13 protein-coding genes are annotated in these 24,052 nt (G+C 73.6%); 10 read left to right on the forward strand and 3 right to left on the reverse strand.

Going from position 1 to position 24,052, the window contains the following annotated elements:
* Nucleotides 1-65 precede the first annotated feature (65 nt).
* The 4 genes from ABEA04_RS01015 (at nt 66) to topA (ending at nt 6,453) form a co-directional block, all read left to right on the forward strand.
* Nucleotides 66-887 (forward strand): metallophosphoesterase family protein, encoded by an 822-nt coding sequence (locus ABEA04_RS01015; protein ID WP_345453465.1) that lies wholly within the window; start codon nt 66-68, stop codon nt 885-887.
* Complete coding sequence (locus ABEA04_RS01020) at nt 884-2,410, forward strand: DUF7059 domain-containing protein (RefSeq protein ID WP_345453468.1); 1,527 nt, start codon at nt 884-886, stop codon at nt 2,408-2,410. Before ABEA04_RS01015 ends, ABEA04_RS01020 begins: the two co-directional genes overlap by 4 nt.
* Nucleotides 2,411-2,420: 10 nt before the next feature.
* Nucleotides 2,421-3,635 carry a DUF2510 domain-containing protein gene (locus tag ABEA04_RS01025; RefSeq protein WP_345453471.1) on the forward strand — a complete coding sequence of 405 codons (1,215 nt, stop codon included), beginning with the start codon at nt 2,421-2,423 and terminating at the stop codon, nt 3,633-3,635.
* A 103-nt stretch (nt 3,636-3,738) separates the two neighbouring features.
* Entirely contained in the window at nt 3,739-6,453 is a 2,715-nt protein-coding gene (topA, locus tag ABEA04_RS01030) for a type I DNA topoisomerase (protein ID WP_345453474.1), read from the forward strand.
* A 63-nt stretch (nt 6,454-6,516) separates the two neighbouring features.
* On the opposite strand, the gene ABEA04_RS01035 is transcribed toward topA, so the two are convergent.
* Nucleotides 6,517-7,146, reverse strand: coding sequence for a DUF805 domain-containing protein (locus ABEA04_RS01035; protein WP_345453476.1), 630 nt, complete (start codon nt 7,144-7,146; stop codon nt 6,517-6,519).
* Between the two features lie 146 nt (nt 7,147-7,292).
* On the opposite strand from ABEA04_RS01035, the gene tmk reads away from it, so the two are divergent.
* The 4 genes from tmk to ABEA04_RS01055 all read left to right on the forward strand — a co-directional run bounded on the left by tmk (nt 7,293) and on the right by ABEA04_RS01055 (nt 16,978).
* On the forward strand, nt 7,293-7,925 hold the full coding sequence (gene tmk / locus ABEA04_RS01040) for a dTMP kinase (protein WP_345453478.1): 633 nt from the start codon (nt 7,293-7,295) through the stop codon (nt 7,923-7,925).
* Nucleotides 7,926-7,996: 71 nt separating this feature from the next.
* Entirely contained in the window at nt 7,997-12,859 is a 4,863-nt protein-coding gene (locus tag ABEA04_RS01045) for an NAD-glutamate dehydrogenase (protein WP_345453480.1), read from the forward strand.
* 346 nt (nt 12,860-13,205) lie between these two features.
* Nucleotides 13,206-15,080 carry an ABC transporter ATP-binding protein gene (locus ABEA04_RS01050; protein ID WP_345453483.1) on the forward strand — a complete coding sequence of 625 codons (1,875 nt, stop codon included), beginning with the start codon at nt 13,206-13,208 and terminating at the stop codon, nt 15,078-15,080.
* Nucleotides 15,077-16,978, forward strand: a complete 1,902-nt coding sequence (locus tag ABEA04_RS01055; RefSeq protein ID WP_345453486.1) for an ABC transporter ATP-binding protein — start codon at nt 15,077-15,079, stop codon at nt 16,976-16,978. The genes ABEA04_RS01050 and ABEA04_RS01055 overlap by 4 nt, the downstream gene beginning before the upstream one ends.
* Before the next feature lie 335 nt (nt 16,979-17,313).
* Here ABEA04_RS01055 and ABEA04_RS01060 read toward each other — a convergent pair whose 3' ends face one another.
* Nucleotides 17,314-18,006 carry a hypothetical protein gene (locus tag ABEA04_RS01060; protein ID WP_345453489.1) on the reverse strand — a complete coding sequence of 231 codons (693 nt, stop codon included), beginning with the start codon at nt 18,004-18,006 and terminating at the stop codon, nt 17,314-17,316.
* 31 nt (nt 18,007-18,037) lie between these two features.
* Here ABEA04_RS01060 and ABEA04_RS01065 point away from each other — a divergent pair, with 31 nt between their 5' ends.
* Both ABEA04_RS01065 and ABEA04_RS01070 read left to right on the forward strand, forming a co-directional pair.
* Entirely contained in the window at nt 18,038-18,565 is a 528-nt protein-coding gene (locus tag ABEA04_RS01065) for a hypothetical protein (protein ID WP_345453492.1), read from the forward strand.
* Nucleotides 18,566-18,574: 9 nt separating this feature from the next.
* Nucleotides 18,575-20,083 carry an amidohydrolase gene (locus ABEA04_RS01070; RefSeq protein ID WP_345453495.1) on the forward strand — a complete coding sequence of 503 codons (1,509 nt, stop codon included), beginning with the start codon at nt 18,575-18,577 and terminating at the stop codon, nt 20,081-20,083.
* 84 nt (nt 20,084-20,167) lie between these two features.
* Here the strand turns inward: ABEA04_RS01070 and ABEA04_RS01075 are convergent, their stop codons facing one another.
* Nucleotides 20,168-23,992: an Ig-like domain repeat protein gene (locus ABEA04_RS01075; protein ID WP_345453498.1), complete on the reverse strand. Its 3,825-nt coding sequence runs from the start codon at nt 23,990-23,992 to the stop codon at nt 20,168-20,170.
* Nucleotides 23,993-24,052: the final 60 nt, after the last annotated feature.

Here is a 24,052-nt window from a genome sequence, read left to right on the forward strand (position 1 = left end):
GCACCATCAACGCTGACCCGTCAGACATGTCTGACGGGTCAGCGTCGTCTTGGGAGGATGTGCCGGTGAGCGGACGGCGGGAGCAGATCGCGTTGGTCTCCGACGTGCACGGCAACCTGACGGCGCTGGAGGCGGTGCTGGCCGACATCGACGATCGCGGGATCACCCGGGTGTTCAACCTCGGCGACTACGTCGGCAAGGGTCCGCGCGGGCGCGAGGTCGTGGCGCGGTGCCGGGAGCGCTGCGAGGTGAACCTGCTCGGCAACTGGGACGACGTCGTCGGCGACCGCACGAAGGTCGACGGCGCCGACCTCCGCTGGTGGCGCGACCAGCTGGACGCCGACCAGGTCGACTGGCTGGCCGGGCTGCCGTTCTGCCACGACCTGCTCGTCAGCGGACGCCGCGTGCGGCTGCTGCACGCCAGCGCCGAGACCGTGCACCGCCGGGTGCGCTACGTGAAGACGGAGGAGGAGTTCCTCGGCATGTTCGCCACCACCGCGGCCACGATCCCCGCCGTCGGCGAGGTGCCCGAGCCCGACGTCGTCGGCTACGGCGACACCCACGACCCGTTCTACGAGACCCAGCTGCGCGGGCGCACCCTGTTCAACACCGGCAGCGCAGGCAACGCGATGGGCGACCCGACGGCGTGCTACGTCGTGCTCGACGGGGTGGTCGGCGGCACCGAGCCGGCGTCCTTCGCCCTCACCTTCGTCCGCGTCCCCTACGACGTCGAGGCCGAGCTGGCGGTGGCCCGCGAGAGGGGCCTGCCCAACTACGCCGGCTACGAGGCCGAGCTGCGGCTGGGGCTCTACCGCGGCGCGGTGGCCGACTACGAGGCCGGCGCGTTCGGCCTCGACACCTACTACCACGCGGCGGCGCCCGCATGAGCCCGGACGTCGCCCCCGCGCTGCGCGACGCGCTCGTCGCCGCCGACTTCACCTACGACGGCGTCGCCGACCTGCTCGGCGCGCGCGCCCACGACGCGCTGGCCCGCAACGAGACCGTGCCCGCCCGCGCCGCCACCACCGGCGGCAGCCCGATCGAGACCCTCACCCGGCTGTTCCTGCTGCAGGCACCGGTCGACGGGGCCGCCGCCGAGGGCGCGCTGCCGGGCCTGGTCGACCGCCTGGCCGCCACCGGGCTGCTCGCCCGCGACGGGGACGACGTCCACGCACGGCTCGACTGCCGCCCCTACGCCACCGACGACGGCGACGACGACCTCTGGGTCGTCAGCGACCTCACGCCCGGCCTCGACGGGGCGACCGCCCGGCCCACGGGCGACCACGTGCTCGGCATCAGCCCGGCGTCGACGTCGCTCGCGCAGCTGACGGTGCGTCGTCCGGTCGGCCGCGCCCTCGACCTCGGCACCGGTTGCGGCGTGCAGGCGCTGCACCTGGCCCGGCACAGCGACCACGTCGTCGCCACCGACGTCAACGCTCGCGCGCTCGACGTCACCCGGTTCAACGCCGCCCTCAACGACGTGCGCCTCGACGTGCGCGACGGCTCGCTGCTCGAGCCGGTCGCCGGCGAGCGGTTCGACCTCATCGCCACCAACCCGCCGTTCGTCATCTCACCGGGCCCGGGCGCCCCTCGACAGGGTCAGGGGCCGCTGCTCGTCTACCGCGACTCCGGGCTGCCGGGCGACGGGGTCGTCGAGCACGTCGTGCGCGCCGCGCCGGGCCACCTGACCGACGGCGGCTGGTGCCAGGTGCTCGCCAACTGGGTGGTCGAGCGACGCCGGCCGTGGGACGAGCGACTCGCCGGCTGGCTCGGCGACGACGTCGACGCGCTCGTCGTCCAGCGCGAGCTGCTCGACCCCGCCGCCTACGTCGAGCTGTGGCTGAAGGACTCCGGGCACCACCCCGCCACCGGGCACGGCGACGTCGCCGACTACCGCGCCCGCTACGACGCGTGGCTGGCGTGGTTCGAGGAGCAGGACGTCGAGGCCGTCGGGTTCGGCTGGATCAACCTGCGCCACCGCGGCGAGGGGGCCGAGGGTGCCGGCCACCACGAGCTGCTCGAGTGGCCCTACGACGTCGAGCAGCCGATCGCCCCGGCGGTGCTGGAGTGGGGTGCCACGGCCGGCCGCACGGTCGCCGGCCACGACCGCCTCGTCACCCGGGCCGACGTGCTCCAGGAGACCGTGGGCCCGGTCGGCGCGAGCGACCCGGCCACCGTCGTCCTGCGCCAGCAGCGCGGCCTGCGGCGGGCCCGCACCGCCGACACGGTCGAGGCCGCGCTCGTGGGTGCCTGCGACGGCGACCTCGAGGTCGGGCAGATCCTCGACGCCGTCGCGCAGCTGCTCGACCTCGACGCCGCGCAGACCCGCGCCACCTACCTGCCGGTCGCCGCCGAGCTGGTCGCGCAGGGGTTCCTGACGCCCGCCGGCGACGCGACGCCGTCCGCGTAGGGTTCGGCGCGTGTCGACCGCAGGCTGGTACCCCGACCCGAGCGGGCAGACGGGGCGCTTCCGCTACTGGGACGGCGGCACCTGGGGCGACGACGTGCGCGACGACCCGTTCGGGCCGCCGCCGCCGGGCGCCACGCCGCCGGGCCCGCCGCCGTCGGTGAACCCGTTCGACGACCCCACCCGCTACCCCGACTCCGGGGCCGGGCCGACGTCGGCCGCCCCCGCCACGCCGCCCGCGCAGCCCACGCCGCCCGCCCCGCCGGCCTTCCAGCCCGCCTACCCGCCGCAGCAGCCGCCGGCCCAGCCCTTCCAGCCGTACCAGCAGCAGGGCTGGCCGACGCCGCCGCCGTCGTCCAGCGGCGGTGGGGGCGGGGGCCGGCGCGTCGCGCTGGTCGTCGGCGCGGTGGTGCTGACCCTGCTGCTCGGCGTCGCCTCGTTCCTCGTCACCCGCGCCCTCACCGACGACGGCGGTGACGACGGGGCCGGCGAGACCTCCGCCTCCGACGACGCCACCCCCACCGCCGACCCGACGCCGACCGAGCAGCCGACCCCCACCGACCAGCCCACCCCCACCGAGCAGCCGACCGAGCAGCCGACCGAGCAGCCGACCGAGCAGCCCACCGAGCAGCCGACCGAGCAGCCCACCGAGGGCGCCGAGCCCACGGCCCAGCAGTGCGAGGGCGGCGACCCGACGGCCGGCGCCACCGGGCAGGTCGGCCGCCGCATCGCCGGCGGCGGACTGTCGGTCCCGGCGCCGAGCGGCTACTCCACTGCCCTCGACCAGGCCGCCGCCTTCACCTTCGCCGACGGCGTCACCGCGCCCGCCCGTCGCGTCGAGCAGACCGACGACCCCTCCGTCGGCTGGGTCGCGGTCACCGCGCTCGGCGCCCTGCCGAAGGACAACGGCTTCACCAGCCCCCAGCAGGCGGCCGAGGCGGTCATGGCCTGCATGGCCGCCTCGAAGACCTTCTACGACTTCTTCAGCGGACGCCGCGACCTCGGCTCGCAGGCCACCACCGTCGACGGCGCCGACGCGTGGGAGCTCACCGCGCAGATCCGCGTCGACAACCCGCAGCTGGAGGTGGAGGGCGACGTCGCGAAGGTCGTCGTCGTCGACACCGGCGACCCCGCCGCCTACGGGCTGCTGGTCAGCGTGGTGCCGATCGGCGACCGGGCGCTGGTCCGACAGCAGGACGCACTCGTCGGACGGCTGCGGCTGCGCTGAGCCGTCCGCGCCCCCGCCACCCGCACGAGGCGCTGGACACCACGCGCTACCGTGTGCCGCCGTGGCCCGGAGTCGGGCCACGGGAGGGAAAAGAGACGCGTTCGTGGCACACAAGTTGGTCATCGTCGAGTCGCCGGCGAAGGCGCGCACCATCGGCGGGTACCTCGGCAAGGGGTACGTCGTGGAGTCGTCGATCGGCCACATCCGCGACCTCCCGAACGGGGCGGCCGACGTCCCGGCGAGCATCAAGGACAAGCCGTGGGGCCGCCTGGCGGTCGACGTCGAGAACGAGTTCACGCCCTACTACGTGGTGCCGCGTGACAAGAAGTCGCACATCTCGAAGCTGAAGAAGCTGCTCAAGGACGCCGACGAGCTCTACCTCGCCACCGACGAGGACCGCGAGGGCGAGGCCATCGCCTGGCACCTGCTCGACGAGCTGAAGCCCAAGAACATCCCGGTGCGCCGGATGGTCTTCCACGAGATCACCAAGCAGGCGATCCTCGACGCCGCCGCCCACCCGCGCGACCTCGCGATGGACCTCGTCGAGGCGCAGGAGACCCGCCGCATCCTCGACCGGCTCTACGGCTACGAGGTCAGCCCGGTGCTGTGGAAGAAGGTGATGAGCGGGCTGTCGGCCGGCCGCGTGCAGAGCGTGGCCACGCGCCTGGTCGTCGACCGCGAGCGGCAGCGCATGGCGTTCCGCGTCGCGTCCTACTGGGACCTCGAGGGCACCTTCGACGCCGGCAGCAAGCACGAGCAGCGGATGTTCGGCGCGCGCCTGCACTCGGTCGACGGCACCCGGGTCGCCACCGGCGCCAGCTTCGGCCAGGACGGCGCGCTCAAGGCGAACGCGGACGTCGTCCACCTCGACCGCTCGCGGGCCGAGGCGCTGGTCTCGGCGCTGGCCGAGACCACGTTCGAGGTGCGCTCGGTCGAGGCCAAGCCCTACCGCCGCTCGCCGTACGCGCCGTTCCGCACCACCACGCTGCAGCAGGAGGCCGGCCGCAAGCTCGGCATGACGGCCTCGGTGGCGATGTCGGTGGCGCAGCGGCTCTACGAGAACGGCTTCATCACCTACATGCGCACCGACTCGACCACCCTGAGCGACGGCGCGATCAACGCCGCCCGCTCGCAGGTGCGCGAGCTCTACGGGGCGGAGTACCTGCCCGACGCGCCGCGCACCTACACGACCAAGGTCAAGAACGCGCAGGAGGCGCACGAGGCGATCCGCCCGGCGGGCGAGTCGTTCCGCACCCCGGCGCAGACCGGGCTGACCGGCGACCAGTTCCGCCTCTACGAGCTGATCTGGATGCGCACGGTCGCCTCGCAGATGAAGGACGCCACCGGCCAGACGGTCTCGGTGCGCCTCGGTGGCACCGCGCGCCACACCGACGGCAGCGGTGAGGACGTAGTCTTCGGCGCCTCGGGCCGCGTCATCACCTTCCACGGCTTCCTCAAGGCCTACGTCGAGGGCACCGACGACGACGGCGCGAAGGACGACGCCGAGAGCCGGCTGCCGGCGCTGACGCAGGGCGACAGCGTCTCCGCGGCGTCGCTCAAGGCCGACGGCCACGAGACCAAGCCGCCCTCGCGCTACACCGAGGCCACGCTCATCAAGGAGCTCGAGGAGCGCGAGATCGGCCGCCCGTCGACCTACGCGGCGATCATCGGCACCATCCTCAACCGCGGCTACGTCTACAAGAAGGGCAGCGCGCTCGTGCCGGCGTGGCTGGCGTTCTCGGTCGTGCGGCTGCTCGAGGAGCACTTCCCGCGGCAGGTCTCCTACGAGTTCACCGCCGGCATGGAGGACGTGCTCGACGAGATCGCCGGGGGCCGCAAGGACCGCGTCACCGAGCTCGGCGAGTTCTACTACGGCTCCGACTCGGTCGTCGGGCTCAAGCGCCTCGTCGACGAGCTCGGCGACATCGACGCCCGCGAGCTGGCCACCTTCCCGATCGGCGGGCCCGACTCCGGCATCCACCTGCGCGTCGGGCGCTACGGCCCCTACCTTGAGGGCCCGGACGACGAGGGCAACCCCACGGGCAAGCGGGCCAACGTGCCCGAGGACCTCCCGCCCGACGAGCTGACGCTCGAGAAGGCCACCGAGCTGTTCGCCAACCCCGCCGGCGAGGAGGTCGAGCTCGGCCGCCACCCCGAGACCGGGCTCGAGGTCGTCGCGCGCAACGGCCGCTACGGCCCCTACGTCACCGAGGCGCTGCCCGAGGACGCCCCCAAGGGCGCCAAGCCGCGCACCGGCTCGCTGTTCAAGTCGATGTCGCTCGACACGATCACGCTCGAGGACGCCGTCCGGCTGCTCTCGCTGCCGCGGGTCGTCGGCGAGGACGCCGAGGGCGTCGAGATCACCGCGCAGAACGGCCGCTACGGGCCCTACCTGAAGAAGGGCACCGACTCGCGCTCGCTGACCAGCGAGGAGCAGCTGTTCACGATCGGTCTCGACGAGGCGCTGAAGATCTACAGCCAGCCCAAGCAGCGCGGGCGGGCCGCGGCCGCGCCGCCGCTGAAGGAGCTCGGCAACGACCCCGTCTCAGGGCAGCCGATCGTGGTGAAGTCGGGCCGCTTCGGCGAGTACGTCACCGACGGCGAGTACAACGCCACGCTGCGCAAGGACGACTCGGTCGAGTCGATCACCACCGAGCGTGCCGCCGAGCTGCTCGCCGACCGCCGCGAGCGCGGCCCGGCGAAGGGCGCGAAGAAGACGGCCAAGAAGGCCGCCAAGAAGGCCCCGGCGAAGAAGACCGCCGCCAAGAAGACGGCGGCGAAGAGGACCACGAAGAAGGCTGCGGCCAAGAAGGGCTGAGGCGCACCGCCGGCGGGTGCCGACGATGCGCCTCGGGTGCTCGTCCCGGAGTGCGGTGCGGCCTCAGCCGCCGTACGACGGCGGCGGGGGCTGCTGGCCGTAGCCCGGCTGCTGCTGGCCCGGCTGTCCCGGCTGGCCGTAGCCCGGCTGCTGCCCCGGCTGGCCGTACTGCGGCTGCTGCTGCTGGCCGTAGCCCTGCTGTCCGTACTGGGGCTGGCCGTAGCCCTGCTGGCCGTACTCCTGGCCGTACTGCTGCTGGCCGTACTGCTGGCCGTAGCCGTACTGCTGCTGGCCGTAGCCGCCGTACCCACCGCCGGCGCCCTTCGGGTTGGGGCCGTACTGGTTGTCGGGCGTGCTGTCACCGACCATGAAGACGAGCAGGATGATGCCGCCGACGAACGGGATGAAGGCGAACAGGAAGTAGACGCCGGGCTTGCCGGTGTCGTGCAGGCGGCGCACCGCGACCGCGATGCTCGGCACCAGGACGGCGAGGTACATGACGAAGACGAGCACGTAGAACACGATCGCCAGCGCGATCACGTCGGCCACCGCGAAGATGACCGCCAGCGCGATGAGGGCGAACGCGGCGAGCATCACCGCCAGCGTCCAGTACCAGTACTCCGAGCGCCGTGCGCGCCCGTTGAAGTCGGCGTACTTGCCGAGGACCGTCTTGACGGCCTCCATGAAACCCATCGGGAGCTCTCCTTCGCGTGGTCGGCCCGGCCGGCCGGAACGTGCTGCATGGTAGGGCCGCGCGGGGCCCTCGGCAGGCGATACCCACGACGCGCCGACCTCACGCCCCCGACGGCCGACGACGCGCCGCTCGGTAGGTTCGCCCGGTGAGCGCCCTGTACGCCGACCGCGGCCTGTTCGTGTGCCTCGAGGGCGGCGAGGGGTCGGGCAAGTCGACGCAGGCCCGGCGGCTGGTCGACCGGCTCGCCGCGGCCGGGCGCGACGACGTCGTCCTCACCTTCGAGCCGGGCGACACCCCCGTCGGCGCCGACCTGCGCCGCATCGTGCTCAGCCCCGAGACCGGCGACCTCGACCCGCGCACCGAGGCGCTGCTGTACGCCGCCGACAAGGCCGAGCACGTCGCGCGGGTGGTGCGCCCGGCGCTCGAGCGCGGCGCCGTCGTCGTCTGCGACCGCTACGTCGACTCCACGCTCGCCTACCAGGGGGCCGGCCGGGTGCTCGACGTCGCCGACGTCGAGCGGGTGGCGCGCTGGGCCACCGGCGACCTGCGGCCGCACCTGACCGTCGTCCTCGACCTCGACCCCGGCGCCGGGCTGGGTCGCTTCGAGGGCCGCGACCGCATCGAGGGCGAGTCGGCCGAGTTCCACCACCGGGTGCGCGCGGCCTTCCCCGCCATGGCCGCGGCCGACCCCGACCACTACCTCGTGCTCGACGCCCGCGCCCCCGTCGAGGAGATCGCGGACGCCGTCTGGGCCCGCGTCGCGCCGCTGCTGGACTGAGCCCCGTCCCGGCGGCCGAGGGCACCCGGCGGGGTGTCGCCGTCCACCGGCCGGGCCCTACGGTGAGTCCCGTGTCAACGACGACGCGCGATACCGACAAGACCGAGCTGTTGGGCAAGGCGGCCGAGCTGGCCCGGCAGGGCAAGGGCAGCGGCGGGCCGCCGCACGAGCAGGTGACCGGTCTGCTCCACGCCTACTACCGCCACGTCGCCCCGGAGGACCTCGTCGAGCGCTCCGACGCCGACGTCTACGGGGGCCTGGCCAGCCACTACAAGCTGGCCGGGTCGCGGCCGCAGGGCACCGCGCAGGTGCGGGTCTCGACGCCGACGCCGTCCGAGCACGGCTGGAGCGCGGCCGGGCACACGGTGGTCGAGGTGGTCGTCGACGACATGCCGTTCCTCGTCGACAGCCTGACGATGGAGCTGAGCCGCCAGCTGCGCGACGTGCACCTCGTCGTCCACCCCAACTTCGACGTCGTGCGCGACATCGCCGGCGACCTGCGCTCGGTGACGCCGGTCGACGACGGCGCCTCCCCGCCCGAGGGCGAGGCGGTGCGCGAGTCGTGGATGCACGTCGAGATCGACCGGCTGCGCGACGACGACGACGCCGAGTCGATCGTCGACGACGTGCAGCGGGTGCTGCGCGACGTCCGCGAGGCCGTCGAGGACTGGTCGAAGATGAACGAGCGCGTCGAGCAGATCGTCGCCGAGCTGCGCGACGACCCGCCGCCGCTCGACGCCGACGAGCTGCGCCAGTCCGGCGAGCTGCTCACCTGGCTCGCCGAGGGCCACTTCACCTTCCTCGGCTACCGCGAGTACTCCCTCGACCGCGTCGACATCGACGGCCAGCCGGACGACGTGCTGCGTGCCGTCCCCGGCACCGGGCTCGGCATCCTGCGCTCCGACCAGCAGCTGAGCGACTCCTTCGGCCGGCTGCCCGACCCGGTGAAGGTCAAGGCGCGCGAGAAGACGCTGCTGGTGCTGGCGAAGGCCAACTCCCGCGCCACCGTGCACCGGCCCGCCTACCTCGACTACGTCGGCGTGAAGACCTTCGGCGACGACGGCGAGGTCACCGGCGAGCGCCGCTTCCTCGGGTTGTTCTCCAGCGCCGCCTACACCGAGTCGCTGCTGCGCATCCCGTTGGTGCGCGAGAAGGTCGCCACGGTGCTGCAGCGCAGCGGGTTCGACCCCGCCAGCCACGCCGGCAAGGCGCTGCTCGACACCCTCGAGACCTATCCGCGCGACGACCTGTTCCACACCCCCGTCGAAGAGCTCGGACCGCTGGCCGAGGCCGCGATGCAGGCCCGCGAGCGGCGCTCGCTGCGGATGTTCGTGCGCGAGGACACCTACGGCCGCTACGTCTCGGTGCTGGTCTACCTGCCGCGCGACCGCTACAACACCGGCGTCCGCGAGAAGTTCGCGCACATCCTCCAGGACCGCTACGGCGCCGAGAACGTCGAGTTCAACGTGCGCATCAACGAGTCGACCACCGCGCGGGTGCACTTCGTGGTGCACATGGCCAAGGGCGAGTCGATCCCCGAGGTCGACGCCGGCGACCTCGAGAAGCGCCTGGCCGACGCCTCGCGCTCGTGGCGTGACGACTTCACGACCGCCGTCATCGCCGAGTACGGCGAGGAGGTCGGCGCCATCCTCGGACGCCGCTACCTCGACTCCTTCCCCGAGGCCTACAAGGAGGACTTCCCGCCGCGCACGGCGTCGGTCGACCTCGGCAGGCTCGAGGCGATCCAGGGCGGTGCCGACGGAGAGGGGCTCGACCACTCCCTCTACCAGGACCTCGACGCCGGCCCGGGCGAGGCGCGGCTGAAGCTCTACCGCATCGGCCCGCCGCTCTCGCTGAGCCAGATCCTGCCGGCGCTCGGCTCGATGGGCGTCGAGGTCGTCGACGAGCGGCCCTACTCGCTCTCGGGCCTCGAGCGCGAGTCGCACGTCTACGAGTTCGGCCTGCGCTACCCCGGGCGGCTGCCCGAGGAGGCACGCGAGCTGTTCCACGACGCGCTGCGCGCGATGTGGGACGGCTACACCGAGACCGACGGCTTCAACGCGCTCGTGCTCGGGGCGCGCCTGACCTGGCGGCAGGCGACCCTGCTGCGCGCCTACGCCAAGCACATGAAGCAGGGCGGGACGCCGTTCGCGCTCGACTACATCGAGGGCGCGCTGGCCCACAACGTCGACATCACGCGCCTGCTGGTCGAGCTGTTCGAGACCCGGTTCGACCCCGACCGGGAGGGCGATCACGACGGCAGCGACATCGAGCGCCGCATCGTGGCCGCGCTCGACGACGTCGCCAGCCTCGACGACGACCGCATCCTGCGCTCCTACCTGACCCACATCGGCGCCACGCTGCGCACCAACTACTTCCAGCACACCAGCGAGGGGACGCCGCACAGCTACATCTCGCTCAAGCTCGAGCCGTCCGCCATCCCCGACCTGCCCGAGCCGCGGCCGCGCTACGAGGTCTTCGTCTACTCCCCGCGCGTCGAGGGCGTGCACCTGCGCTTCGGCGCCGTCGCCCGCGGCGGGCTGCGGTGGAGCGACCGTCGCGACGACTTCCGCACCGAGGTGCTCGGCCTGGTCAAGGCGCAGATGGTGAAGAACACCGTGATCGTGCCGGTGGGCGCGAAGGGCGGGTTCTTCGCCAAGTCGCTGCCGGACCCGTCGGTCGACCGCGACGCGTGGCTCGAGGAGGGCATCGCCTGCTACAAGACCTTCATCTGCGGCCTGCTCGACGTCACCGACAACCTGGTCGACGGCCGCACGGTGCCGCCCGAGCGCGTGGTGCGCCACGACGGCGACGACTCCTACCTCGTGGTCGCCGCCGACAAGGGCACCGCGACGTTCTCCGACATCGCCAACGGTGTCGCGAAGGACTACGGCTTCTGGCTGGGCGACGCCTTCGCCAGCGGCGGCTCGGTCGGCTACGACCACAAGGCCATGGGCATCACCGCGCGCGGCGCCTGGGTCTCGGTGCAGCGCCACTTCCGCGAGATGGGCGTCGACTGCCAGAGCGAGGACATCACCTGCGTCGGCGTCGGCGACATGTCGGGCGACGTGTTCGGCAACGGCATGCTCTGCTCCGAGCACATCCGGCTGGTGGCCGCCTTCGACCACCGCGACATCTTCGTCGACCCAGAGCCGGACGCCGCGACGTCCTTCGCCGAGCGCACGCGCCTCTTCGGGCTGCCCCGGTCGAGCTGGCGCGACTACGACACCTCGCTCATCTCCGAGGGCGGCGGCGTGTTCTCGCGGGCGGCGAAGTCGATCACCCTCACCCCGCAGATGCGGGCCTCGCTCGGCATCGTCGGAAACACCGAGAAGATGACGCCCGCCGAGCTGATGCGCGCCATCCTGCTCGCGCCGGTCGACCTGCTGTGGAACGGCGGCATCGGCACCTACGTCAAGGCCGAGACCGAGACCCACGCCGAGGCCGGCGACAAGGCCAACGACGCCATCCGCGTCGACGGCGGCGAGCTGCGGGTGCGCTGCATCGGCGAGGGCGGCAACCTCGGCATGACCCAGCTCGGGCGCATCGAGTACGCCCGCGACGGGGGCCGGGTGAACACCGACTTCATCGACAACTCCGCCGGCGTCGACACCTCCGACCGCGAGGTCAACATCAAGATCCTGCTCGACCGGGTCGTGCGCGACGGCGACCTCACCGAGAAGCAGCGCAACAAGCTGCTGGCCGAGATGACCGACGAGGTCGCCGGGCTCGTGCTGCGCGACAACTACGAGCAGAACCTCGCCCTGGCCAACGCCGCCGCCAACGCCGCGCCGCTGCTGCACGTGCACGAGTCGTGGATGAAGAAGCTCGAGTCGGACGGCGTCCTCAACCGCGAGCTGGAGGGCCTGCCCACGCGGCGGCAGGTCGCACGCCGCATCGAGCGGGGCCAGGGCCTGACGGTGCCCGAGCTGTCGGTGCTGATGGCCTGGACCAAGATCGTGCTGGCCGACGCGCTCATCGGCTCCGACCTGCCCGACGACCCCTACCTCGACCTCGACCTGCGCGCCTACTTCCCCGCGCAGATCCGCGACGGGTTCGAGCAGGCCCTGCACCACCACCCGCTGCGCCGCGAGATCATCGTGACCCAGGTGGTCAACGACCTCGTCAACGGCGCCGGCATGACCTATTGGCCGCGGCTGGCCGGCGAGACCGGGGCCGGGCCGGCCGAGCTGACCCACGCCAACTTCGTCGCGCGCGAGATCTTCGGCTCGCTGCCGCTGCGCGAGGAGGTCGCCACCTTCGACAACCGGCTCGACGCGTCGGTGCAGACCCACATGCGCATCGAGATGCGCACCCTGGTCGAGCGCGGCTCGCGGTGGCTGGTCACCAACCGCCGCGCGCCGCTCGACAGCCAGGGCCTGGTCGACCAGTTCTCCGGGCCGATGCAGGCCACGATGCTGCAGCTGCCCGACCTCATGGTCGGCGCCGAGCTGGCCGCCTACGAGGAGCGGCGCGACCGGCTGGTGGGCGACGGCGTCCCCGACGACCTGGCCAGCAAGGTCGCGGTGCTGCCCGCGGCCTACCAGCTGCTCAACGTCATCGAGATCGCCGGCCGCGAGTCGCTCGAGCCGCAGGACGTCGCCCGCGTGCACTTCGCGCTCGGCGAGCGGCTGGGGCTGACCCACCTCGTGCAGCAGATCCTGCGGCTGCCGCGCGAGGACATGTGGCAGACGATGGCGCGCGCCGCCCTGCGCGACGACCTGCACGCCGTCCACGCCCAGCTGACCTCGCAGGTGCTGGCCACGACGTCCGCGGAGGAGTCGGCCACGGCCCGCATCGCCTCCTGGCAGGACGCCGACGACGAGGTCATCACGCGGGCCGCCGCCACGCTGGAGCAGATCTGCTCCGAGGGCCCGGTCGACCTCGCCCGGGTCTCCGTCGGGCTGCGGGTGGTGCGCGGCCTGCTGTCCTGAGGGGACGACGGGTCCGTGGGACGGGGCGTCCCGGTGGTCGAGCAGCGAGGTACGAGCGTCGTCGAGACCACCGGCCCTCCGTGCCGCCGCTCGCACACGGACCCTGAGCTCGTCGAAGGGCCCTGCACGGGGACGTTCGCGTGGTCCCTGCGGGGTCTCGACGACGGCCTCGCGCAGGCGCTCGGCCTGCTCGACCACCGGTGGGACGGGTCGTCGCGATCACCGGCCCGGCGTCCCTCCGACAGGCTCACGGTCCGTCGAGCACCAGGATCTGAGGTGCCATGCCCCGATCTGAGGTGCCTTAGTCGGTCGCCGTTGTCGGGGGTGGCACCTACTGTGGTTGACGATGGCAACGACTGCGACGTCCCCGGCCGAGCTGGGTCCCGATCCCGACGTCCAGCCGCCGGCCGGCGTCCACTCGCTCTGGCGGCTGCGCGGCTACCTGCGCCCGCACGCGTTCTCGATCGCGATCATGCTGTTCACCTCGCTGGCCGCGGTGGGGCTGACGATCGCCATCCCGTTGGTCACCGAGGCGGTCATCGACGGCCCGGTCAGCGACGGCGACACCGGCGCCATCTGGCCCCTCGGCCTGCTGGCGCTGGGCCTGGGCACGCTCGAGGCGTTCCTGCTGTGGTGGCGCCGGTGGGCGCAGTCGACGGCGGTGCTGGCGATGGAGGCCGCGATGCGCCACGACCTCTACGCCCACCTGCAGCGGCTCCCGATGTCGTTCCACAGCCGCTGGCAGTCGGGCCAGCTGCTCTCCCGCGCCGTGCAGGACCTCAGCTCGCTGCGCCGCTTCCTCGGCTTCGGCCTGGTCTTCCTCATCGTCAACATCACGCAGGTCGTCGTGGTGTGCATCGTGCTGCTCGGCATGTACTGGCCGCTCGGCCTGGTCGTGGCCGCCGCCGCGGCGCCCATCGTGTGGCTCTCGCGGCGCTTCGAGAAGCGCTACGTCGTCGCCTCGCGCCGGGTGCAGGACGAGCAGGGCGACCTCGCCACCCTGGCCGAGGAGGGCGCGATGGGCATCCGCGTCATCAAGGCCTTCGGTCGCAGCGAGCACGTCGCCGCCCAGTACGAGACCGGCGCGCGCCGGCTGCAGGCCTCCAGCGTCGACAAGGTCAGGCTCGCCTCGCGGTTCTGGACGTTCCTCGAGGTCATCCCCAACCTCGCCGTCGTGGTCGTGCTGCTGCTCGGCGCCATCGGCGTCGGCCGTGGCGCGCTGACCCCCGGTGAGCTGGTCGCCTTCATCACGCTGCTGCTCTCGCTGGTGTGGCCGGTCTCCTCGCTCGGCGTCATCCTCGCGATGGGGCAGGAGTCGATGGCCGCCGCCGCCCGGGTGCTCGAGGTCTTCGACACCGAGCCCGCCATCGTCGGTGGCGACCAGGTCGTCGCCGAGCCGCGCGGCCGGCTGACCTTCGACCACGTCGACTTCGCCTTCCCCGACGCCCCCGACGAGACCGTGCTGCGCGACGTCTGCCTCGACCTCGCCCCCGGCGAGACCGTCGCCGTCGTCGGCGCCACCGGGTCGGGCAAGACCGCGCTCACCGCGCTGGTGCCGCGGCTGCACGACGTCACCGACGGCCGGGTGCTGGTCGACGGCGTCGACGTCCGTGACCTCGACCTGACCCACCTGCGCACGCTGGTGGCCACCGCCTTCGAGGACCCGATCCTTTTCTCGATGAGCGCCCGCGAGAACCTCACGCTGGGCCGCGACCCCGACCTCGACCCCGCCACCGACGCCGAGATCGACGAGGCGATCGAGGTCGCCCAGGCCGGGTTCGTGCGCGACCTGCCGTGGGGGCTCGAGACCCGCATCGGCGAGCAGGGGATGGCGCTCTCGGGCGGCCAGCGGCAGCGGCTCGCGCTGGCGCGCGCCGTCCTCGCCCGCCCGCGGGTGCTGGTGCTCGACGACACGCTCTCGGCCCTCGACGTGCACACCGAGAAGCTGGTCGAGAGCGCGCTGCGCAACGTGCTCGCCGACACGACCGGCCTGATCGTGGCGCACCGCGCCTCGACGGTGATGCTGGCCGACCGGGTGGCGCTGCTGCAGGACGGCACGGTCACGGACGTCGGCACGCACTCGCACCTGCTGGCCACCGTGCCGGCCTACCGCGACCTGCTCGCGGCGTCCGACGACGACCTGGCCGGCGACCTCGCCGGTGACGTGGACGACGACGCGGACGGCGACGCGGACGACGACCTCGAGGAGGACGTCGCGTGAGCACCGACACCAGCCCGGCCACCTCCCAGCCGGCCACCGAGGCCGAGACCGCCGAGCCGGGTGGCACCCGCGCCGACGCCTGGCGCGGCGTGTTCGCCGACGACGTCTCCGACCGCATCGACACCGGCGACCGCATCCGCTTCACCGGCGGCTCCGGCCAGCTGCTGCGCGAGCTGCTGCGGCCCTACCGCGCCGCGATCTGGGTGCTGCTGGCGGTCGTCGTCCTCGAGAACGCCGCCCGGCTCGCCATCCCCTACCTGGTCAAGGTGGGCATCGACTCCGGCATCCCCCCGATCCGCGAGCGCGACGACCTCGGACCGCTGCTCACGGTGGTGGGCGCGGTGCTGCTGGCGACCGTGGTGCAGGCCGTCACGCGTCAGCTGTTCCTGCTGCGCTCGGGCCGCATCGGGCAAGAGCTGCTCTACCAGCTGCGCAGGCGGGTCTTCCGGCACCTGCAGCGGCTCAGCCCGGCCTTCCACGACGAGTACACCTCGGGCCGCGTCATCGCCCGGCAGACGAGCGACATCGACGCGATCGACGAGATGCTCGACAGCGGGTTCGACGGGCTGATCAGCGCCGCGCTGACGCTGGTGGGCACCGCCGTCATCCTGCTGTTCCTCGACCTGCGGCTCGGGCTCGTGGTGCTGCTGTGCGGGCCGTTCCTGTTCGCGATCACCCGCTGGTTCCGCCGGGCCTCGGCGCGCAACTACCGCGTCGCGCGCGAGAAGGTCGCGCTGCTGATCGTCCACTACGTCGAGTCACTCGGCGGCATCCGGGCGGTGCAGGCGTTCCGGCGCGAGCCGCGCGACCTCGAGATCCTCGACGTCCTCAACGACGACAACCGCAAGGCCAACCTGGCCGCGTTCCGGCTGGTCGCCTGGTTCATGCCGGGCGTGCGGCTGATCGGCAACGTCACGATCGCGGTGGTGCTGGTCTACGGCGGCTACCGCGCCGCCCAGGGCGAGGTGACCGTCGGCGTCCTGGCCGCGTTCCTGCTCTACCTGCGCCGGTTCTTCGAGCCGATGATGGAGATCTCGCAGTTCCTCAACACCTTCCAGTCGGCCTCCGCCGCGCTCGAGAAGCTGGCGGGGGTGCTGCGCGAGGAGCCGTCGGTGCCCGAGCCGGTCGAGCCGAAGCCGCTGGGCGCGACCGGTGACGGCGCGGGCGAGCTGCGCTTCGACGGCGTCCGGTTCTCCTACGTCGAGGGCCGCGACGTGCTGCCTGGGCTCGACCTCACCGTGCCGGCCGGTCAGACCATCGCGCTGGTCGGCACCACCGGCGCCGGCAAGACCACGCTGGCCAAGCTGGCCACCCGCTTCTACGACCCGGTCGAGGGGCGCGTGCTGCTCGACGGCGTCGACCTGCGCGACCTCGCCTCCGACGACCTGCGCTCGCGGGTGGTGATGGTGACCCAGGAGAACTACCTGTTCTCGGGCTCGGTCGCCGACAACATCCGCTTCGGCCGGCCCGAGGCCACCCAGGACGACGTCGAGGCGGCCGCGCGGGCGCTCGGCGCCCACGAGCTGATCATGGCGCTGCCCGAGGGTTACGACACCCAGGTCGCGAACCGGGGCGGCCGGCTCAGCGCGGGGCAGCGGCAGCTGGTCGCGTTCGCCCGGGCGTTCCTGGCCGACCCGGCGGTGCTGATCCTCGACGAGGCGACGTCGTCGCTCGACATCCCGTCGGAGCGGCTGGTGCAGCAGGCGCTGCGCACCGTGCTCGCCGACCGCACGGCCGTGATCATCGCCCACCGCCTCTCCACCGTGGCGATCGCCGACCGGGTGCTGGTGATGGCGCACGGCGACGTCGTCGAGGACGGTTCGCCCGCCGACCTGGTCGGCAGCGGCCAGGGCCACTTCTCCGACCTCCACCGCGCCTGGCTCGACTCGCTCGCCTGACCCCACCGGGGCCGGCCCTGACGGTGGTCGAGGTGCGAGGAGCCCTGGCGACGAGCCTCGAGACCTGCGGCCTCCCGAGGCCAGCCCGGCCACCCGGGCCCTGAGCTCGATCGAAGGGCTTGGGCTCCCGGTGCGCGGGTGGCCCTTCGACAGGCTCAGGGTCCGTCGGGTCGGGTTGGCGTTGACCTCTCGCGGTCTCGAGGCTCGGCCGTGAACGGCCTCGCACCTCGACCATCGTGAGGTCGACCCTGACGGTGGTCGAGGTGCGAGGAGTCCTGGCGACGAGCCTCGAGACCTCCGGCCCTGCACGCGACGTCCGCACGGACGTCGCCGGGTCAGTCGCCGACGCGGATGCCCTCGGAGATGCGGGCGAGCAGGTCGGCCATGCCGGGGCGGTCCTGCTCGCGCCCGCTGATCGCGACGGTGGCGTAGGCCGTGACGCCGTCCGGACCGGCGAAGAACTTCTCCTCCGCCACACGCAGGAAGCCTCGGTCGACGTAGGTGGCGACGAACCCCTCGGCGTCCTGCTCCTCGACCTCGAAGTCCTGCAGGTTGCCCTGGAGCGTGCTGGAGTCGAGCGCCGAGATGCGGGCGCTGATGGCACGGCCGACGGTCAGCGGCAGGCCCCGGTAGATGTCGATGCGCAGCACGTAGGAGTTCGGGTCGTTGCCCTCGACGGTGTACTGCCAGCGTGCAGGCGCGCTGGGTCCCTGGAGGGCGATCTGCCGACCGGTCCAGCCCTTCGGCAGCGGGACGACGATGCGGCGTCCGGTCGGCTTGCCGTCGGGACCGGGCACGGCCAGCACCACCGGCGGCGTCAACGGGATGTTGAGCTGCAGCTGCGGGTCGGAGGGATCGGGGGCGAACGTCTCGACCGGGATCGATGGGTCGGACGCCGGCAGCTGCCGCGGGTCGGAGAACGAGACCCGCGCCTCGGGCTCGGTGCGGTCGCTCCGGGCCGCGACGACGCCGATCACGCCCCCCACGACGAGGGCGAGCAGCACCACCAGGAGCACCCGCCACTTCACGGCGCGACCATACCCAGGGACGATGCGGATCGTGGTTCTCCGCGTGGCCCCCTCGCCGTCCGAGATCGCAGCGAGGCTGCCGGGCGACGACCTGGTCGCGCCCGCCGACGTCGTCATGGACCGTGCCTTCGACCTGCCGGCGGCGCCGGACGTCGTCTGGCCGTGGCTCGTGCAGCTGGGCAAGCGGCGGGCCGGGTGGTACCTGCCGCGGTCGGTGGAGCGGCTCGTGCCGCGCGGCCGGCGGGCGCTGCGCCACCTCGAGCCGCGGTGGCAGCGGCTAACGGTGGGCGACGTCGTCCCCGACTGGGGCGGGCGCGACGCCACCTTCACCGTCGCCGCGATCGAGTCCGAGCGGCTGATCCTGTTCACCTCCACCCGCGGCCGCACCGACCTGACCTGGTGCCTCCACCTCACCCCGGCGCCGGGCGGCAGCCGGCTGCACCTGCGCCTGCGGCTCGCCCCGGTGCGGCACCGCCGCGTCGCCGAGGTGCTGGGCGGCGGGTTCGACCTGCTCACGGTGGCCGGGCTCGCCCGCGGCCTCGCCGAGCGGGTCGCATAGGTTGCCGCCGTGAGCGACCTGCTGCTGCGCGACGTGCGCGTCGTGGCCCTCGACGACGCGCCGCCGCCCCACGACGGCGAGCCCGTCGACGTCCTCGTGCGCGACGGCGTGGTGACCGGGCTGGGCCCCCGCCTCGAGCGTCCGGACGGCGTCCCGGAGGTCGCGGGGGAGGGCCGGTGGCTGATCCCGGGGCTGTGGGACCAGCACACCCACCTCGGCCAGTGGACGCTGGCCAGCCGCCGCCTCGACACCATCGGCGTCCGCTCGCCCGAGGACGCCGCCGCGCTGGTCGCGGAGCGCGTGAGTGCCGAGCCCGGCCGCCCGGTCATCGGCTGGGGCCACCGGCCGGGCACGTGGCCGCGCGAGGTCACCGTCGCCGAGCTGGACGCCGTCTCGGGCGTCACGCCGGTCGTGCTGGTGGCCGGCGACGGGCACCACGGCTGGCTCAACAGCGCCGCGCTGGCCGCCCTCGGCCTCGGAGCCCGCGAGGGCGTCGTCCGCGAGAACGAGTGGTTCGCCGCCTACGACCTGCTCACCACGCTCACCGGCGACGACGGGACGACGCCCGCCGCCTACCGCGAGACCCTCACCCGGGCGGCCGCCCAGGGCGTCGTCGGGCTGGTCGACTTCGAGTTCGCCGGCGGCCCGGCCGACTGGGTCGAGCGGTGGTCGGGCTGCGACCTGCTGCGCGTGCGGGTGGCGACCTACGCCGACGGCCTCGAGCCCGCGATCGCCGCCGGCCTGCGCACCGGCGCGCCGCTCGTCGCGGGCGACGACCGCCTCACGATGGGGCCGCTGAAGATCATCAGCGACGGCTCGCTCAACACCCGCACCGCCTGGTGCTGCGAGCCGTACGCCGACGCCCACGCCCAGGAGCACCCTGCCGGCGCCGCCAACCTGCCGGCCCACGAGCTGGCCGCGCTGCTCGCCCGCGCCCACATGTCGGGGCTGCAGGTCGCCACCCACGCCATCGGCGACGCCGCCGTGACCGCCGCCCTCGACGCCTACGAGACGACGGGCGCCGGCGGCTCGATCGAGCACGTGCAGCTGGTCGCCCGGGCCGACGTGGCCCGGATGGCGGCGCTCGGCGTCCGCGCGAGCATGCAGCCCGGCCACCTGCTCGACGACCGCGACCTCAGCGAGCTGATCTGGCCGGGTCGCGGCGAGCGCTGCTTCGCGTTCCGCTGGCTGCTCGAGGCCGGCGTCCGGCTGGTGCTCGGGTCGGACGCCCCGGTCTCGCCGCTCGACCCGTGGCTGGCGATGGCGGCCGCGGTGCACCGCAGTGCCGACGACCGCGGGCCGTGGCACCCCGAGCAGGCGCTGACCCCGCGCGAGGCGCTGGCCGCCTCGGTCGACGAGCGGCCCACGGTCGGCGTCGGCTCCCTCGCCGACCTCGCCCTGCTCGATCACGACCCGCTGGCGCCGGCCGACTCGCCTCGCGAGGCCGCCGCCGCCCTCCGCTCCGCCACCGTCGCGCTCACCCTCGTCGGCGGCGAGATCGTCCACGAAGCACGCTGACCCGTCGCTTACAAGCGACGGGTCAGCGTGGTGGGGCTCGGCGGGGGACGGCGCCGGGGCCCTGGCAGGCGCGCGCCCGGTGGGTCAGCGGGTGAGGGTCACCGCCACCGAGGTGCGCTTGCCGGCCATCGTGACCGCGAGGTTCGCGGGCACGCGGGACTTCTTGGCCAGCAGGGTGCGGGCCTTGGCGTTCAGGCTCACCTTGACGGTGGCCGTCCTGCCGCCGTCGACGGCGAACCGGGCGGTGCCGAGCGCGGCGCCGTTGGCGCGCAGCTCGACGGAGCCGACGCAGCGCACGCCGGCCGGCTTGCAGGTCATCTTGACCGTGCCGGTGCGACGGTTCGCGGCGGCGTCCACGACCTTGGGCGCCACGGTGACGACCGGCGTCGGCTTGGCCCGGACGACGAGCGCAGCCGTGCCCGAGCCTGCGGCGACCGCGCCGTCACCGGCGTAGGACGCCGTCAGGGTGCGGCGGCCGGCCGCGGCCCAGGGGCCGACGGTCACGGTGACGGTGCCGTCGGTGAGGGTGCCGCTCCACTGCTTGGCCGAGCCGTCGGTGACGACGACCTCGCCGGTGGGCGTGACGCCCTCGGCGTCGACCGCGACCTCGACGGTGGTGGTCGAGCCGGCCTCGACGCCGCCCGGCGCCGGGGTGACGGTCACCGTGGAGGCGGCCGCCGTGACCTGGAGCGTGGTGGTGGCGCTGCCCGCGGCGACGGTGTCGCTGCCGAGGTAGTCGAGGGTCAGCGTGCGGGTGCCGGTCGTGTCGAACGGGCCGACGGTGACGGTCGCCGTCCCCCCGGTCAGCGAGCCGACGGCGTTCACGTCGCCGTCCACGCCGTCGGTGAGGGCGTACATGCCATCCGGCGTGGTGCCGGGGGCCGTGACCATGACCGTGACGCTCGCGGTCTGACCGACCGCGATGCCCGACGGGTCGGCCGACACGGTGACGGTCGGGGCCAGCTTGGTGACCGCGAGGGTGGCGGTCGCGCTGCCGGGCATGACGGTGCCGCTCCCGGCGTACGAGGCGCTGAGCGCCCGGTCGCCCGCGGTGGCGTAGGGACCGACCTGGAAGGCGGCGACCCCGCCGCTCAGCGGCGCGGTGCCGACGACGTTGCCGTCCTCGCGCAGGGTGACCGTGCCACCGGGAGTGGTGCCGGGTGCCGTGACGGTGACCGTGACCTGGGCGGTCTCGCCGATCGCGACGCTCCCGGGGCCGCTGATCGTGACCGTCGAGGCCACCGGTGCGGGCACCACGGTCAGCGTGGCCGAACCCGAGCCGGCGGTGACGGCGTCGGTGGCGGCGTACTGCGCGGTGAGGGTGCGGGTGCCGGCGCTCGCGTAGGGCCCGACCTGGAAGGTCGCGACGCCGTTGACGAGCGGGGCGGAGCCGAGGTCGGTGTCGCCGTCGCGCAGCACGACCGACCCGCTCGGGGTGAGGCCGTCGGCGGAGACGGTGACCGTGACGGTCGAGGTCTGACCCGTCTCGACGGTGCTCGGCGCGGCCGAGACGCTGACCGTGCTGGCAGCCCGGACGACGGTGAGCGTGCGGTTGACGCTGCTGGCCGCGACGGTGGCGTTGCCGGCGTACTCGGCCGTCAGCGTCCGGTCACCGGCGGTGGCGTAGGGGCCGACCTGGAAGGTGGCCTTGCCGTCGGTGAGGTCGCTGGTGCCGACGACCTGCTCGCCGTCCCGCAGGGTGACCGAGCCGGTGGGCGTGCCACCCGCGGCGGCGACGGAGACGGTGACGGTGGCGGGCTTGCCGACCGTGACGGACGTCGGGTCGGTGCTGATGGTGGTCGTCGACGGGACGGGCTCGTCGGCCACGGTCAGGTCGGCGGAGGCCGTGCCGCCGGCGACGGCGTCGTCGCCGTCGTAGCCCGCGGTCAGGGTGCGGACGCCGGTGGTGTCGTAGGGGCCGACCTCGAAGGTCGCGACCCCGTCGGTCAGCGCGCTGGTGCCGACCGGGCCGTTGCCGTCGTTCAGGGTGACCAGGCCGGTCGGGGTGCGGTCGCCGGCGGCGACCGTGACGGTGACCGTGGAGGTCTGACCGGTCCGCACGACGGCGGGGGACGGCGAGACGGTGACCTGGGAGGCGGCGCGGACGACCTCGACGGTGCCGGTGGCCTCGCTGGGCGCGGCGCCGGTGTCACCGGCGTAGCTCGCCCGCAGGGTGCGGGTGCCGGCGGTGGTGAAGGGGCCGGCCTCGAAGGTGGCCTTGCCGTCGGTGAGCGCCATCGTGCCCACGACGTCGTCGCCGTCGAAGAGGGTGACGTCGCCGGTGGCCGTGGAGCCGGGGACGGCGACCTCGACCGTCACGCCGGCGCTCTGGCCGACCGTGCGGGTGCTCGGGGCGGTCAGCGTCGTGGTGGACGCGACGCGCTCCGGCGCACCGACCGTGAAGGCGTCGAACGACGCGGTCTCGGCGCCGGTGCCGTTGAAGGCGGCCACGCCGATCTGCGGGCTGCCGAGGCCGGTGTCGGGGTAGCCGTTGCCGACCAGGCTCCAGGTGGCGCCGTCGTCGAGCGAGTACGACCCGCGCAGCACGCCGCCGGTGACCCACATCCGCAGCGCGACGTCGGTCTGCGCGCCGTCGGCGAGGGTGGGGGAGTTGCTGAACTGCAGGTTGTTCGCGGTCACGCGGCCGAGCTCGATCTTCCAGCCGGCGGTGGGCGTGCGGATGACGGCGACCTTGCCGAAGTTGGCGGCGTTGCCCATGACGACGAGACCGGCCTGCAGGTAGTCGTCGGTGCCGTCGATCGACACGGAGGTCTCCGCCATCCAGTCGCCGGTCGGGGCCTGCTGCAGGACGACGTTCTTGGCGCTGGTGGTGCCGCCACTGAGGTCGCCGGGGCGGGCGTCGATGCGCAGGTCGCCGTCGGCGAGGCGGTAGCCGGAGGGCTCCTCGTTGAACACGGTGGTCCAGCGGCAGCGATCGAGCTCGGCGCCGGAGAAGTCGTCGTCGGGGTCGACCTCGCCGGTGCACGTGGGCGGCACGGGGGCCTTGACGTCGAGGTGGTCGATGTTGACGTTGCCGTTGTCGCCGGGCAGGTAGCGGATGGCGACCGTGTTGGCGCCGGCGTTCAGCGGCAACTCGAGGGCGTAGTCGCCCCAGAACTTCCAGGAGCCGAAGCCCGGCAGGACGATCGGGCGCGGCTGGCCGTTGACCTCGAGGGTGACCTGCTTGGCGCCGTTGAACGGGTTGGGGCCGGCGCCGTAGCGCAGCGTGGCCGGGTGCGTGCCGGCCTCCGCGGCGTTCACGGTGAAGGTGACGGTGGCGCCGGCGTTGTCGAACCCGCCGACGAAGCTGGTGCCGGTGTAGCCGGCGTGGTCGGACGCCGTGCGGGCGCCGCTGGTGAGCGCGGCGTCCTCGGCCTCGTAGCGGGTGCCGACGCGCGGGGCCACGCGCAGGTTGTCGACGTTGACCGAGCCGCTGTCGGTGCCGGCGCGCCGCAGCACGATCGAGTTGGCGCCGGCCTGCAGGTCGACCGAGGCCCACACGAAGCCGTAGCTGTTCCACGCCCCGCTGCCCGGCAGCGTGATCTGGCGCGCCGCGCCGTTGACCTCGAGGGTCAGCGTCTTGCTGCTGCCGCCGTTGGCGTAGCGCACGAAGAGGTCGTGGGTGCCGGCGTCCGCGGCGGTGACGGCGGTGGTCAGGCTCGAGCCCGTGCCGCCGAAGCCGCCGACGTAGCCGGAGCCGGTGAAGCCGTTGTGCTCGGTCTGCACCGAGTTGCCGCTGAAGGGCTGGCTCTCCGCCTCGTAGACGGTGCCCGGCTCGGCGGCCGAGGCCGGCGTGGGCGCGGTGACGGCCGCGGCCATGCCCGCGCCGAGCGCGACGGCGAGGCCGACGCCGAGCAGGCGACGGAGCCGGCCGGGGCCGGAGGTTCGATCGGTCAGGCTGAGGGTCACGCCGGACGCCCCTTCTCACGTGTGACGGTGGTCACCGGCACTGTGAGGCCTTCGGGCGGC

Origin of the sequence: Nocardioides marinquilinus, from assembly GCF_039543705.1 — a bacterium.
GTDB lineage: Bacteria > Actinomycetota > Actinomycetes > Propionibacteriales > Nocardioidaceae > Nocardioides > Nocardioides marinquilinus.